We start from the raw sequence: 15,462 nt of genomic DNA, 5'->3' as shown, positions 1-15,462 counted from the left end.
AAAAATGAAATTCAAACCTTCCCTACTCGCTTGCGCAGTTCTCAGTGGTCTAGTCGGTCTGACTGGCTGTAACGACGACACAACCAACATTTATGAAGGCGGTGACACCAACCCTGCACTGCCGGATATTCCTGACGGTGGCAAGCCAGTATGTCCTCCAGTTGGCGATGGCGACTGTGATGACAAGCCAAACCCAGAAACACCTGAAATCGACATGGGTGTTCACATCCCGGTAGATTTCGCCGATATGGACGTAACACGCTACGTCAACCCATTCATCGGCACAGGTAACCTAGGCAACACCTACCCTGGTGCAACCACACCACACGGCATGGTGCAGCTTTCTCCAAACAACGGTTCTAACGGCTGGGAATACATTTCAGGCTACTACTACCACGACGCACGTACTTCCGGTTTCTCTCATACCCACCTTTCCGGAGCAGGTGCTGGCGACTTGAACGACATTCTCGTCATGCCAATCAACTCACGTTCGGATTACATGATTGATGAAGGTTCGGCAACGCTAAACCTAGAAGCGTCTCGCTTCCAACATCGTGACGAGCAAGCGACAGCAGGTTACTACAAAGTCGATCTATTGGATTACGACATCAAAGCTGAATTGACGGCGTCTGATCGCGTTGGTGTACACCGCTACACCTTCCCTCGTGATGAGAAGTCAGAAATCATCGTGAACACTGGCTTCAAAATTAACTGGGACTACACCTCAGATTCTTACTTGAAATGGGACAAAGACAATAACCGTCTTGAAGGTCACCGTTTCTCTGATGGTTGGGCACCAAGCCAAAAAGAATTCTTCGTGATGGAATTCGACCAACCAATCAAAAACGTTCGCTTTGCTTACTACGATAAAGAGCAAGGTCGTTACATGGACGTGCCAGAAGGCATCACTGAAATCGGTAACGAGACACGCGGCAAGTACCAATACGCGCGCGCTTACGTTGAATTCGACACATCCAAAGACGGCTTAACGGTTGAAGCGAAATTGGCACTATCAAACGTTGAGATCGGCGAGAACGGCAAGTCTGGTGCTTCTCTTAACATGACAGAAGTTGCGGGCATGAACTTCGATCAAGTACGCGAAGCGGCAACGAAGAAATGGGAAGACGAACTCGGCAAGATCCAAGTCTCTGGCGACGAGGATTACAAACAGACATTCTACACCGCGATGTACCACTCGTACCTAGGTCAAACCATTCACTCTGACTTAGATGGTCGCTACCGCCAAGTTCACCAAGGTCGCAATGCATACCCAGATGGCAACACACCTTGGGGCGACAAGATCGATACGCTGAAAGAGTCAATCCGCACTGCCGATGCCAACAAAGATGGCAAAGCAGACTTCACGCGCTACGACACTTTCTCTTTGTGGGATACCTACCGCGCAGTTCAACCGCTGTCTTCGATTCTTGAACCAGATCGCCTAACTGACGTGGTGCTGTCTATGCTGTCTTACGCCGAAGAAGAATGGGTAGATGACAAAGGCAACGTGCGCAAAGGTCGTCTGCCTGAGTGGACATTCAAAGGCAACGAAACCGGCATGATGATGGGCATGCACTCAACGCCTGTGATTCATGATGTGTTGTCGAAAGGCTCACTAGAAAAACGCATGATCGATCTTGGCTTCACAGAAGCAGAGCGCAAAGACGTCAAAGAACGCTTAGTTGAAGCAATGATCACTGACGCGCGCGCCGCAACGAGCCAAGGCGTAGCATGGATCAAAGAGTACGAAGAACAAGGTTACGTGCCAGCGCAATTGCACGACACTCCACCAGATTCTTACGGCGGTCACTCACCATTTAAAGACTCTTGGACAGCATCTTACTCGCTTGAATACTCAATGAACGACTGGGCAATCGCGCAATCGATCAAAGAAGTATTTGGTGAAGAGGACCCACGCTACACCGAGTTCGCTAACCGTTCTAAAAACTGGCAAGCGCAATTCGACTTCGGTGGTAAGCAATACCAAGGTTGGTTCAAAGCCCGTGACTACGATGGCGAGTTTATCGATGCAGGTTGGGTAGACCCAATCACCGGTCGCGCGGTTGGTAAAGACTGGCGTCCAGACATGTTCAACTGGGCATTCTCTGAGTCGAACGGCTGGCAATACTCGTTCAGTGTTCAGCACGACATTCATGGCTTGATTGACCTGATGACACGCTTCGACAAGACACAAAACCCTGAAGCAGAACGCGGTGACTTATTCGCAGCACGCTTGGATGAGTACTGGTCAACCTACCCAGACCGCAACGCTGGCGACAACCAATTCCCAGTGTTCAACACAGGTAACGTTGGTCAGCACGTTCAAGGTAACGAACCAGATATCCACGTACCGTACTTGTACAACTACGTAGGTCAACCTTGGAAAGGTCAGGCAGCCATCGCCGCAGCAACCAACATTTGCTACAAGAACACCGCTGACGGCATTTGTGGTAACGATGACTTCGGTACGCTCTCTGCGTGGTTCGTGTTCCGTGCGCTTGGCTTCTACCCAGTGAACGCTTCTTCTGGCATCTACGAAATCGGTACTCCGCTGTTTGAAAGCGCGTCTATCGATGTCGGCAACAACCAGAAGTTCACGGTGACCGCGAAGAACGTTAGCCGCGAAAACATCTTCATTCAATCGGCTCGCTACAACGGCAAAGACTTCAACCGTACTTACCTGACTCATGACGAAATCATGTACGGCGGTGACTTGGAGTTCGTGATGGGCGACAAACCAAATCAACGTTGGGGCTCTCTAGAGCAAGATCTTCCACCAGCACAAGGCATCGGTGAGTTCTTGCATGAAGACGAGATGCCAGCAGGTTCTCGTTAATCCCAATAGTGACAACTCAGCCGGGGGAGCGCATCTCCCGGCTATCCCTACAAGAAAATTTTATAAGCAGTCCTTTATAAACAGGCTCTTATAAACACTTTTTATATACGAATAACGACAAAACGGTATGCACATGTTTAAACGTAATCTTATCTCTTTGGCTATCCTGGTTGGTCTGACGGGTGGCTTGGCTGGCTGTAACAGCGACAACGATTCTTCCTCTTCACTGCCTGGCGATCCAATTGTTGATCTTGCGGTGTTGAAATACGTCGATCCAATGATCGGCACAGCAGCTTCAGGTCATACGTTCCCGGGCGCGACGGTACCGGCAGGTATGGTTCAACTGTCTCCAGATACTTTCATCGGTTCTAACACAGACCATGAATCAGGACTTAACCCTTGGCACTCGGCATCTGGCTACTGGGATTCATCCAACTACGAAACTGGCGAAGTGGTTAACACTGACGTTCCGCTGTACGGCTTCTCACATACTCACCTTTCAGGTACAGGCGCAACGGACTTAGGCGACATCTTGGTTCTGCCATACGCAGACATGGCGAACACACAACTGAACTCTTTCGACAAAGCCAATGAAGAAGCAAGCGCAGGCTACTACAAAACCAAGCTAAACCAAGGTCAAATAGAAGTAGAACTGAGTGCGACCAAACGCGTTGGTTTGCACAAATACACCTTTGCTGATGGCGCAGACCGTAACGTGAAGTTCGATTTGGGTCATACCCTGATGAACAACAACGGCAAGTCTTTGAAGAACAAAGTTGAAGTGGTGGACGAATACACCATTCGCGGTCGTAAAACCTCAACTGGCTGGTTCCAAGGACAAGACCACCAAGGTCAAGACATCTTCTTCTATGCGAAATTCAACCAACCAATCGCCAAAGCACTGTTGGGTGAACAAGATCTAGAACCAACGCGCGAAATGCGTAATGGTGCGGTTTACTCAGGCGATGAACTGACCGCTTACCTAAACTTCGGCACAGGCGAAGAGCCAATTGAAATCCGCGTCGGTATCTCTCCAGTAAACTGGCAAGGCGCACAGAAAAACTTAGAAGCAGAAGCACCAAGTTTCGACCTAGCAAAAGTAAAAGAAGACGCAGAATACGCGTGGGCTGAGAAACTTGCAAAAATCAAAGTCGAAGGCGGCACAGACGCAGAGAAAACCAACTTCTACACTGGCATGTACCATATGATGATCGCACCAATCGAGTTCTACGATGTGGATGGTCAATACGTGGATATGCTTGGCACGGTGCGCACACTGAAAGATGGCGACACACCAAACTACTCGATTTACTCAACGTGGGATACGTTCCGCGCGGTTCACCCAATGTGGACCATCATCGACCCAGATCAAGCAAAGCTTTACGTGAAAGACTTGATCCGTAAATCCAACGACGAGTTTGGTCTATTGCCGAAATGGGAAGGTCACGGCTCAGAAACCGGCACCATGATCGGCTACCCATCAGCAGCGATTCTGGGCGATGCGGTAACCAAAGGCTTGATTGATGCAGAGCAGGCTTACACGGCGTCGGTGAAATCAGCGCGTTACACACCGCATGAATACCCACAGATTCATGACGACATCCTAAGCTCACTCATGGCAGGTCAGCTGAATTACCACGAGAAAGAACAGTGTGTTCGTTACCCGAACTGGAACTCAGTGTCGTACTCGTTAGAATTCTCATTCTACGATTGGACGATCGCAGAAATGGCAAAAGCCGCTGGCGATATGGACGCGTATGAAGAGTTCAAAGCTCGTTCTTACAACTCTTTGAAACACTGGGATGCAAAAGCAGGTAACTCAGACGGCACAGGCTTCTTCGTACCAACAGAGCTGAAAGAAGGCGACCCATGTGCACTGAAATACGCTTCAACTGACTTCGACCCTTACAAATCTGACGCGTTCTACTACACAGAAGGTAACGCGTGGCAGTGGCAATGGGCGTTCATGCAAGACTTAGACAAGCTGACTGAAATCATGGGCGGCACGCAAGGTCTGAACGACAAGCTGAACAACCTATTTACTGCCGATCCAAATGGCGGCGAAGCGCACCAAGACATGACAGGCTACATCGGTCAGTACATTCACGGTAACGAACCTTCGCACCACGTCATCTACTTGTACAACCGTACTGAAGAGTCTTACAAGGCGCAGGAATACCTAGACCAAGTTTACGACCAGTTCTACAAACCGACGCCAGACGGCATCATCGGTAACGAAGACGTGGGTCAAATGTCGGCGTGGTACTTGATGTCGGCACTGGGCTTCTACCAAATCTCGCCAACCGATCCAACCTACAGCATCGGTCGTCCAATCTTCGACAAAGCGACGGTAGACATTGGTTCTGGCACGTTCACGGTAACGGCTGAGAACAACGGTCCAGACAACATGTACATCAAAGAAGTGACCATAAACGGTAAGCCTCTGGATGTGTACAACACCTTCCAGCACAGCGAATTCAAAGCAGGCGGCGAACTGCACTTCGTGATGACAGCTGACAAGTCTGAAGCAATGCAAGCCAACCTAGGCGAATAATGATTTTGAGGGGACCTCGTGTCCCCTTTTCTCGTGGAATAAAAACAATGAAACTAAAAAGAACCCTACTCTCTACTGCAGTGTTAACCGCCATGCTTGGTCTTGCTGGTTGTGGCAGCGACTCTGATCCAGAAACTCCAGTTATCTCTACCCCTACTTTGGAATTCGTTGATACCTTGATCGGCACTAAAGGTCTTGGCAACGTCAATCCGTCTCCAGTTATGCCAGAAGGTATGATTCAACCGTCCCCAGATAACTTCGATCCAAACGGTTGGAATGGCAAAGGCTCGCCTGTTGAATACGATCCTGTGCACAGCTTGCTTTCTGGCTTCTCAATGACCCACATTTCTGGCGCAGGTAAAGGCGACTTAAACGACTTCGCCTTCTTGCCATACACAGGCTTTAATACCGACGCCGTGACCATGGATAAAAGCTCGGAAGTGGCAGAAGTTGGTTACTACTCGGTTGACCTTGTAGAAACTGGCGTAAAAGCTGAGCTTTCAGCAACCGACCGCGTGGCGTTCCAACGTTACACTTTCAAACCGGGTGAAGACCGCAAAGTACGTATCGACCTGCAACACGAACTGTTAGAACAATACGGCAACCATTCTCGCAGCATCTACTACAAGCGCGTTAACGACACCACAGTCGTAGGTGCGCGTACCTCAAACGAATGGGGTCAATGGCAAACCGTGTTCTTCGCGGCAGAATTCTCTGATCCAATCATTGAAGAGAACCTGTACACCAAGCTGGCTTCTGAGAGCAAACTGACTCCAACTGACGCTACCGAAGTCGGCTTAGAAGATTACCGCGGTTACGCAGAGCACAAACCAATGCCGGGCGAACCAGAACCTGACCCAGAACGTTTGGCAAAACGCGCAAACGATGTCCTGACTCATTTGAACTTTGGTAAGAGCGATGAGCCATTAGTGGTCAAAGTAGCGATTTCTGGTACTGGCGTTGACGGCGCATTGAAAAACCTAGAAGCAGACACTAACGGCTGGGATTTCGACAACGTCGTACAACAAAACCGCGTGGCTTGGGAAAACATCCTTGGCGAGTTTGAACTGGAAGGCGGCAATAAAGCTGACAAGACCATGTTCTACACCTCCCTCTACCGTACGTTCGTTGCTCCATTCCTATACCAAGACGTGGATGGCAAATACCGTGGCATGGATGGCAAAGTGCACCAAGCAGAAGACGGCTTAGTGAACTACTCAGTGTACTCAATGTGGGATACCTTCCGCGCCGCACACCCACTGAAAACCATCATAGATAAAGACCGCGCGATTGAACACGCACGCGATCTATTGAACAAATACCAAACAGGTGGTGTGCTGCCAAAATGGGAACTGCACTCGGATTACACTGGTGAAATGGTCGGTCATCCTTCAGTCTCAGTTATCGCCGATATCATGGTCAAACACCCAGAAGCCTTTACTGCTGCCGAGTTTGATTTGGCGTTGAAAGCCGCTGACGAAACGGTCAACTTCAACCTTGATAAAACCGAAAGCTGGGTGCCTTACCAAGACGCGTGGAACGGTGACAAACGCTTCACGGTCATGACGCGTCACAACGACTACCAAGAAGACGTCGGCTTTATTCCAGCTAACACCAAATGGGCGCCGGATTCTGGTGACAAACCGGGTTACGTAGAAGGCTTAAAAGTCGATAAATACGACGAGCTCGTGAACGAGTCTGTGTCTTACGGTCTTGAGAACGCATACTACGACTGGTGTATCGCCCAGATCGCTAAACTTGCGGGCAACGACCAACAGTACGACCGCTACATGGCTCGCTCAGAGTCGTTCAAGAACTACTTCGATTACAACCCAGAGCAATACGGCAAACTGCAAGACACCAAAGGCAACGCATTGGGTGCAACGGGCTTTATGCGTCCGGCTTACATGAACAGCGGCAGCAAGGTTTGGGCAAACAACCTGAAAGCCGAATGTTTGGACGAGAACATGGCGCTGTCTATCCCAGACGGTATGGACTACAACGCGTGTAAAGACCGCAAATCACTCAACGAAAGTGACGTGTTCTGGCCTTACCGCGCCGAGCACCGTAGTGAAGACTTCACCGAAGGCAATACATGGCAATGGACATGGTTTGCACCGCACAACTTGAACGGTCTGGCTAACGTGATGGGCGGTGAGCAAATCGACCGTACTGACTTCTCTCTTCCTGAAGACGTAACCGAACAAGGCAAAGCGGCATTCTTAGCCAACTTGAATGCGCTGTTTAATGCGGACTCCAACGCTGATACGAGCCAATCACACGACATGTCTGGCTACATCGGTCAGTTCGTGATGGGTAACGAGCCTGATCACCACGTGCCTTACCTCTACAACTGGACGGCAGAGCCTTGGAAGACACAAGAAATCGTCGACCAAGCGATGAACGAGTTCTACCACCCAACGCATGAAGGTCTGATTGGTAACGAAGACGTCGGTCAGATGTCGGCCTGGTACGTGATGTCTGCATTGGGCTTCTACCAAGTCACACCGGGCGAAGCAAGTTACACCATCGGTCGTCCTCTGTTCGACAAAGCCGTGATTCCAGTGGCGGACGGTAAATTCACCATCACCTCAGAAAACAACAGCCAAGAGAGCATCTACGTGAAGTCGGTGACCATCAACGGCAAACAATTGAGTGACAACTTCAGCTTCGCGCACAGCGATTTGAAAGACGGTGGTGAACTGCATTTCGTCATGACTTCAGACAAATCTGAAGCGATGAAAGCGCTGTAGCTGACACCCACTCAAATAACACCCCCAAACTACTTGGCGTTGTAACTAGGCGACATCGTTGCAACGTCAAGTGGGGCGGGGATAAAGGGGTACACCCTCGCCCCTTATTTTCTGTAGAACCTTCACTTCTGTGGAACCATAAAAATGAAACTAAAAAGAACCCTTATCTCTACCGCTATTCTCGCTGCCATGTTTGGTCTTGCTGGTTGTAACAGTGATGACGACAACAGCAAGTCTGGTACTCCATCCCTCGACACCACACTAACTCAATACGTCAATCCATTGATTGGTACAGGCGCAGATGGTCACACCTTCCCTGGGGCGGTTGTGCCTTACGGTTTGGTGCAACTTTCTCCTGATACCGAAATGGAAGGCTGGGGCTCTGCTGCCGGTTACTTCGACCACGGCAAGCTGACTGAAATCCCAGTGTATGGTTTTTCCCACACTCACCTTTCTGGCACAGGCATTACCGACCTTGGTGACATCTTAGTTCTGCCTTTCACCAAGAAAGAAAACGCCGTTTTCAACACCTTCGATAAAGACAACGAAACCGCAGAAGCGGGCTACTACGCGGTTGAACTGAACAAAGGCGAAATCAAAGCTGAGCTAACTACCACGCAACGTGTTGGCTTCCACCGCTACACCTTCAAAGAAGGCACTACGCCACACATCAAGGTCGATTTAGACCACACTCTCAATAAAGGTCACTTCAACAACCGCACCATGAAGGGTGATTTGGAGTTCATCGACGCTTACACCATTCGCGGTTTACGTAGCTCGAACGGTTGGGCGAACAACCAACACGTGTACTTCTACGCCACCTTCAACCAACCTATCGTCAAAGCCATTGCTTTAGTTGACGGCGCAGAAACGGAAATCGATGTAAACAACGACAACATCGACGCAGTGAAAACCATCGCTTACCTAGAATTCGCACCATCATCAACACCGCTAGAAATCCAGGTAGGCTTGTCACCAACAGGCACAGAAGGAGCGGAGAAAAACCTAGAAGCAGAAGCGAAAGACGCGTCATTTGATACTGCGCGTGCTCAAGCCAACGATGCATGGCACCAAGAGCTTAGCCGCATGATGGTATCTGGCGGCACGGAAGATCAGAAAGAGATCTTCTACACCGCGCTTTACCACGCCTCTATCGCGCCAATGATTTTCCAAGATGTCGACGGTCAATACCCAGCGATGCGTACTCGCATTCAAAAAGACGCGGGCGACACACCAAACTACTCTGTGTACTCCATGTGGGATACCTTCCGCGCTGCGCACCCACTGAAAACCATCATCGACCCAGAACGTGCCGAAGAATTTGCCAACGACCTGATTCGTAAATACGAAGACGGTGGCATCTTGCCGAAATGGGAACTGCACAGCCATTACACTGGCACAATGATCGGCTTCCCTGCGGTTTCTATCATTGCTGACGCGATGGCGAAAGGTTTAGACATCGACCCACAACTTGCCAAAGAAGCGGCTGAGTTTACGGTGCGTTACCACGAGGCGTCTGAATTCCCAGATTGGACGGAAGACAACAACATCGGCGCAGCAAACGTTGTGCAAGTGAAGGTGTACGAAGAAAACGGCTTTGTTCATCACGGTTACTGGAACAGTGCCTCTTACACGCTTGAGTTTGCTTATGGCGACTGGGCAATGGCAGAAATCGCGCGCATGGCTGGCGATGTAAAACTGCAAGAAGAGTTTATGACTCGTGCCGACAACTGGCTCAACCATTGGGATGCAGAGACGGGCTTCTTACGTCCGAAAAACCACCCGCTGAGTTCATCACCAAACAAACCGCCTTTGGAGTTCAACCAACCGATTGATGAAGATCGTTTGGATGAGTGTGAAATGGTTGAGTGGCCAGAAGGCACAGGTGTGATGAAAGAGAAATGCCCGCTGCTACCATTCGACCCTTACTACGTGGACGAGTTTGCCTACACCGAAGGAAACGCGTGGCAATGGAAGTTCCAACCAATGCACGATTTCAACCGTCTGAAACAAGAAATCTACCAAGCAGACTTGGCGCAAGGCAAAGACACCACGCCAGAGAAAGCCTTCCGTGAAGATTTGGACGAGCTATTTAATGCACGTTCTTCAAACACAGGTGAAGAGCTGCCAGACCTAACGGGTTATATCGGTCAGTACATGCACGGTAACGAGCCATCGCACCACATTCCTTACCTATATGCGCTAACGGATGAGCCATGGAAAGCGCAGGAGTATCTAGACCGCATCATGTCAGAGATGTACACCAGCGAGCCAACTGGTTTGATTGGTAACGAAGACGTGGGTCAGATGAGCTCTTGGTACTTGATGTCGGCAATGGGCTTCTACCAAGTGACGCCTGCGGATCCGGTCTACACCATCGGTCGCCCTATGTTTGATGAAATCACCATTCCAGTGGAAGGCGGCGAGTTCACAGTCATCGCAGACAACAACAGCCCACACAACAAGTACGTGAAGTCCGTAACCATCAACGGCAAACCGCTGGATGCCAACTTCACCTTCAAACACAGCGAAATCAAAGCGGGCGGCGAGCTTCACTTCGTCATGACGGGTGACAAGCAAGAAGCGCTTCAAGCTCAGTAACGTTTTATGTAACTCGTGTTTAAAGAATAAGCAGATAGATTAACTCAGTGGCAGGAAGTGACGCGCTTCCTGCCTAAGGAATCAAGATTATGAACTTTACGAAAACCGCTATCGCCACCGCAGTGATTGCAAGTGTTATTGGTTTGGCTGGCTGCAACGATGACGACGATAACACCTCACCAAGCGTCGATACTTCCAACCTAAAATACGTCGACCCATTCATTGGTACCGGCTTTAACGGACACACCTTCCCGGGTCCCGTTGTGCCAGAAGGCATGGTGCAACTGTCTCCAGATACCGAGCTGATCGGCTGGCACTCTTCATCAGGTTACCACTTCGATAAAAAGACTCTATTTGGCTTCTCCCACACTCACCTTTCTGGCACGGGCATGGGCGGTTTAGGTGACATTCTGTTCCTGCCGTTTACCGAAGATAAAGCTAAATACATCGAAGACAGCGACGACTACCGCGAAGCGATTTCGGTCAAGATGGACAAAACCTCAGAAGTGGCAGAAGCGGGTTACTACTCTGTGAAGATTGCTGAGAACGGTATCAAAGCTGAGCTTACAGCTTCTGAACGTGTCGGCTTCCATCGTTACACCTACCCACAAGGTCAACCACAACGTCTGAAGATTGACCTCAACTCCATCCTTAACAGTGACTGGGGCTCGACCTCTCTGCGCAACAAACTGACGGTGAGCGAAGACGGTCATACCATCACGGGCGAGCGCGACGCAGCGCACTTCTCTGGTTGGGCGAAAAACCAAAAAATCTTCTTCTATTCGACTTTCGATAAGAAGATCAAAGACGTCTACATCCTTGCTAATGGTAAGCCTGTTGACGGCCTAACGGCAGAGCACGTTTCTGAATTGATTTACGATGACCAAGGTAATCCAGTTAAGCGTGTCAAAGCGGACGTCACTGCCTACATCGAATTTGAAGATGAAGGTTCACAAGAGTTGAACGCGCAAGTGGCGTTATCTGCGGTTGACTCACAAGGCGCAGAAAACAACTACGATGCCGAAGCGAATGTCTCTTTCGATACTGCGCGCAACAACGCACGTGAGAAATGGGCAAAAGCACTCAACTTCTCTATCGAAGGGGGCACAGAAGATCAGAAAGAGATCTTCTACACTGCGCTTTACCACACCAAGATTGCGCCGATGGTGCATCAAGACGTGGATGGTCGATTCCGTGGCATGGGCAAAGGCTCGATTCGTGAAGGCGAAGGGGAATACTCCATCGCTTACGGTCAAGCAACGGAAGAACAGCCAAACTTCTCGGTTTACTCTCTATGGGATACCCAACGTGCATTACACCCACTAAAAACCATCACAGAGCCAACCCGCGCGGTGCAATACGCGAAGAACCTAGTTCAGAAGTACACTGAAAGCGGCTTGCTGCCAAAGTGGGAACACTTAGGTGACGAGACAGGCACCATGGTCGGCTACCCAGCGGTAGCAGTGATTGCGGATGCGATGACCAAATTCCCAGAAGAGTTTACTCAGCAAGAGAAAGAGCTGGCACTGAAAGCCGCGATCGACTCTTCAACTTACGAGAACTACCCTGCATTGCAAGCCGATTGGGATCAAGGCGTATTGGATCGCACTTTAACCAAGCACATCGATTACATTGAGAAAAACGGCTTCACGCCAGCTATCCAACGTGTAGATGGTGAACCAGTATTTGAAGACTACACGGTTGAGTCTGTTTCTTACGGTCTGGAAAACGCGTTCTACGATTGGGCTATCGCGCAAATCGCCAAAGCAGCCGGTGATACTCAAGCGGAAGAGCAATACCTTGAACGCTCAAAAGGCTACAAAAAATACTTCGATTACAACCCAACGGAATACGCAGAACATGGCGTGACGGGCTTTATGCGCCCAGTGATGATTGATGAAACCTTCATGACGCCATTCGACCCATACGGCACAGAACACAAGACAGGCAACTACACCGAAGGTAACGCGTGGCAGTGGACTTGGTTTGTGCCGCATGACATCGCGGGCTTAAAAACCATCATGGGTGGCGATGCTGAGTTCCAGAAAAACCTAGAAGCCACCTTCACCGCAGAAAGCCAAGGTACAGAAACACCGGATATGTCTGGTTTGATTGGTCAAGTTGCGTTTGGTAACGAGCCTTCGCACCACATTCCTTACCTATTCAACTGGACAGCAGAACCATGGAAGACACAACAAGTCGTCGACCACATTCTTGATGACATGTACTTTGCTGCGCCAGAAGGCGTCATTGGTAACGAAGACGTGGGCGCAATGTCCGCTTGGTATGTAATGTCTGCATTAGGCTTCTACCAAGTGAACGCAGCAGAACCTATTTACACTGTGGGTCGTCCGCTATTCGACAAAGCCGTGATTCCGGTGAAAGGCGGCACGTTCACCATCACCACAGAGAACAACGCCGATGACAACATGTACATCAAGTCTGTCACCATCAATGGCAAAGCTTTGGATAACGGTTTCTTCTTCGACCATTCCGAGTTCAAACCGGGTGGTGAGTTGCACTTCGTGATGACGGGCGATCAATCAGAAGCGATGAAAGCGCCTCAATAAGTCCTATCACTCTTCCCTCTTCAAAGGTCAGTTCGCAAGCGCTGACCTTTTTTCATACACAAATCAATCGATGTTCTGACCAATGCGCCACAGCACGCCACTAGGATCGTGCAAACAGAACTCTCGCATCTTCCAAGGTTGATCAATCAGTTCCGTCATCTTGGTTCCGAATGATTCCAAATCTACACTTGAAACATGTTCATGCCAGCTGACAACATCTTCCACCAACAAATGCATCATGAAATTATTGCAATGTTTCGGCTCATAAAAATCTTGCAGCAAGAATGAGCAACTGCCCTTGAAGAAGTACGCCACACCACCAAAATCCGAAGGCATCTCAAAACCCAACGCCTGATAAAAACGCTTTGATAGCTCATAATCTTTCGCCGGAACAAAAGATTTAATTTCAACAATATTGAGGTTTTCCATTTCCTAAATTTCCATTATGTAGCACGTATTCAACCACTCTAGGTAACTCAGCGCGCCCTGACTAGGGTCTCTCTTTGTTTCTTAGGTGCAAGGCACACACTCCGCCATTTGGTTTTGCAGCCAATGGACAAATTTTTGTTCCAGTTCAGAACGTGCTTTGTCTTGAGTCAATAAGACATAGTCATGCCCTGACGGCACAAAACCAAATGGTGCGACAAGGTTGCCACGTTTGAGATCGTCCATCACCAAAGGATAAGAGCCCATCGCCGCACCTAAACCGTCGACTGCAGCTTGAATGCAAAAATAGAAATGCGCGAAAGACTGTTCCGCCTTTCCGTTTATCGACGCTTCACCAGAGCGCTGCATCCATTCTTGCCACGCTTCAGGTCTAGTTTGGCTGTGTAATAGCTTCACAGAGTTCAAATCACTTTTCACTTGCTGCCAGTATTCAGGTGAAAACACGGGACCCACCCACTCTTCCACCAGCTTGGTTTTGGGGTAGTGATACAAAGGCTCAAAGTCATCTCGACGAATTGCCATAGCAAGCCCTGTCGAGCCGAGCGTTACAGGTCCTCCCGCAGTCGAAAGCCGAACGTCTGCGTCACAACCATCATTAAACGCGGAAAGCCTTGGCATCAACCAACGCATGGTTAACGTTGGCTCACAAGAGACTTCAAGGTATTGGTGCTTCTCCTGCACCAGCTTGTTCATGCCAGTTTCCAACGCTTGGAATGCTTGCTCGGTATAGCTTTTCAGCATCTCACCCTCTTTAGTGAGCAGCATATTGCGCCCCTGTTTGTAGAACAGAGGCTGAGCCAGATAGGTCTCCAACACTTTGATCTGCTTACTCACTGCGCCATGCGTAATACTGAGCTTATTTGCTGCCTCACTAAAACTCGCAGACGATGCTGCGACATGGAAAACATGGAAGGATTTAAGATGCCTCATCTGTGACTTTTTCTCACACTTAGCGGAATTTGTTTCGATTATAGTCTCCGAACTCTCGACCTACAATTGCCTCATTCATAACAACAAAGAAACAGGAAACACCATGGAGCTTTTCAGCCTTGCCTTATTAGGCATACTCATCGTTATCAGTCCCGGAGCCGATTTTGTCTTGGTTCTTAGAAACAGCCTCAACAGGGGCAGACAAGCCGGAATTTGGAGCGCCGTGGGCATCAGTCTTGCGATTTCGGTGCACATTACCTATTCATTGCTTGGCATCAGTTACTTAATTTCACAGAACGAATGGTTGTTCAGCTTGATTCGCTACTTAGGTGCGGCTTATCTGATCTATCTCGGATTGAAAGGGATTTTTGGGGCTGATTCTCAGCAGAAGATAGAGGGGGAAACACAAGAAAGCATCTCCATTTGGCAGTTCTTTTTCCAAGGCTTTTTGTGCAACGTACTTAACCCAAAAACCATGTTGTTTTTCTTAAGTATCTTTAGCCAAGTCATCGACCCGAATGCAGCATCGCAGCACTTAGCTTTAGGCTACGGAGTCTACATGATTGCGCTGCACGGGATTTGGTTTTCTATGGTTGCCATCTTATTTACCTCACCTCGATTACAGAGTTTATTACTGCACGTGAAACACAGGTTGAACCAAGCTTGTGGCGCTGGATTATTGGTGTTTGGTGCCATGCTAGGGTTAAAGTCATAACACACTGAATTACGACATTTCGACCAATGCCACATCGAAGTTTGATAATCACACGT

8 protein-coding genes are annotated in these 15,462 nt (G+C 49.3%); 6 read left to right on the top strand and 2 right to left on the bottom strand.

Annotated elements, in window-relative coordinates:
- The first annotated feature begins 4 nt into the window (after positions 1 to 4).
- The 5 genes from VHA02S_RS04240 to VHA02S_RS04220 all read left to right on the top strand — a co-directional run bounded on the left by VHA02S_RS04240 (position 5) and on the right by VHA02S_RS04220 (position 13,314).
- A complete protein-coding gene (locus tag VHA02S_RS04240; protein ID WP_038899318.1) occupies positions 5 to 2,836 on the top strand; it encodes a GH92 family glycosyl hydrolase in 2,832 nt (943 codons plus the stop codon).
- A 133-nt stretch (positions 2,837 to 2,969) separates the two neighbouring features.
- Positions 2,970 to 5,390, top strand: coding sequence for a GH92 family glycosyl hydrolase (locus VHA02S_RS04235; protein ID WP_038899317.1), 2,421 nt, complete (start codon positions 2,970 to 2,972; stop codon positions 5,388 to 5,390).
- Between the two features lie 47 nt (positions 5,391 to 5,437).
- Complete coding sequence (locus VHA02S_RS04230) at positions 5,438 to 8,143, top strand: GH92 family glycosyl hydrolase (protein WP_038899316.1); 2,706 nt, start codon at positions 5,438 to 5,440, stop codon at positions 8,141 to 8,143.
- Between the two features lie 144 nt (positions 8,144 to 8,287).
- Complete coding sequence (locus tag VHA02S_RS04225) at positions 8,288 to 10,744, top strand: GH92 family glycosyl hydrolase (RefSeq protein WP_038899315.1); 2,457 nt, start codon at positions 8,288 to 8,290, stop codon at positions 10,742 to 10,744.
- 89 nt (positions 10,745 to 10,833) lie between these two features.
- Positions 10,834 to 13,314, top strand: a complete 2,481-nt coding sequence (locus tag VHA02S_RS04220; RefSeq protein ID WP_038899314.1) for a GH92 family glycosyl hydrolase — start codon at positions 10,834 to 10,836, stop codon at positions 13,312 to 13,314.
- A 63-nt stretch (positions 13,315 to 13,377) separates the two neighbouring features.
- Here the strand turns inward: VHA02S_RS04220 and VHA02S_RS04215 are convergent, their stop codons facing one another.
- Positions 13,378 to 13,743, bottom strand: a complete 366-nt coding sequence (locus tag VHA02S_RS04215) for a VOC family protein (RefSeq protein WP_038899313.1) — start codon at positions 13,741 to 13,743, stop codon at positions 13,378 to 13,380.
- A gap of 81 nt (positions 13,744 to 13,824) precedes the next feature.
- The gene (locus VHA02S_RS04210; protein WP_038899312.1) at positions 13,825 to 14,691 is read right to left on the bottom strand and encodes a LysR family transcriptional regulator; all 867 of its coding nucleotides are present in this window, start codon (positions 14,689 to 14,691) and stop codon (positions 13,825 to 13,827) included.
- Positions 14,692 to 14,794: 103 nt separating this feature from the next.
- On the opposite strand from VHA02S_RS04210, the gene VHA02S_RS04205 reads away from it, so the two are divergent.
- A complete protein-coding gene (locus VHA02S_RS04205; protein ID WP_038899311.1) occupies positions 14,795 to 15,406 on the top strand; it encodes a LysE family translocator in 612 nt (203 codons plus the stop codon).
- Positions 15,407 to 15,462: the final 56 nt, after the last annotated feature.

Source organism: Vibrio harveyi NBRC 15634 = ATCC 14126 = KCTC 12724 (genome assembly GCF_001591145.1).
In the GTDB taxonomy this organism is placed as follows: Bacteria; Pseudomonadota; Gammaproteobacteria; order Enterobacterales; family Vibrionaceae; genus Vibrio; species Vibrio harveyi.
This window is presented reverse-complemented; position numbering and strand designations above follow the sequence as displayed.

What these genes read in the sequence shown, in the direction of transcription:
- VHA02S_RS04230 (WP_038899316.1), top strand. Translation starts at nt 5,438, where the DNA reads ATGAAACTAAAAAGAACCCTACTCTCTACTGCAGTGTTAACCGCCATG.
- VHA02S_RS04205 (WP_038899311.1), top strand. Translation starts at nt 14,795, where the DNA reads ATGGAGCTTTTCAGCCTTGCCTTATTAGGCATACTCATCGTTATCAGT.
- VHA02S_RS04210 (WP_038899312.1), bottom strand. Translation starts at nt 14,691, where the DNA reads ATGAGGCATCTTAAATCCTTCCATGTTTTCCATGTCGCAGCATCGTCT.
- VHA02S_RS04235 (WP_038899317.1), top strand. Translation starts at nt 2,970, where the DNA reads ATGTTTAAACGTAATCTTATCTCTTTGGCTATCCTGGTTGGTCTGACG.
- VHA02S_RS04225 (WP_038899315.1), top strand. Translation starts at nt 8,288, where the DNA reads ATGAAACTAAAAAGAACCCTTATCTCTACCGCTATTCTCGCTGCCATG.
- VHA02S_RS04240 (WP_038899318.1), top strand. Translation starts at nt 5, where the DNA reads ATGAAATTCAAACCTTCCCTACTCGCTTGCGCAGTTCTCAGTGGTCTA.
- VHA02S_RS04220 (WP_038899314.1), top strand. Translation starts at nt 10,834, where the DNA reads ATGAACTTTACGAAAACCGCTATCGCCACCGCAGTGATTGCAAGTGTT.
- VHA02S_RS04215 (WP_038899313.1), bottom strand. Translation starts at nt 13,743, where the DNA reads ATGGAAAACCTCAATATTGTTGAAATTAAATCTTTTGTTCCGGCGAAA.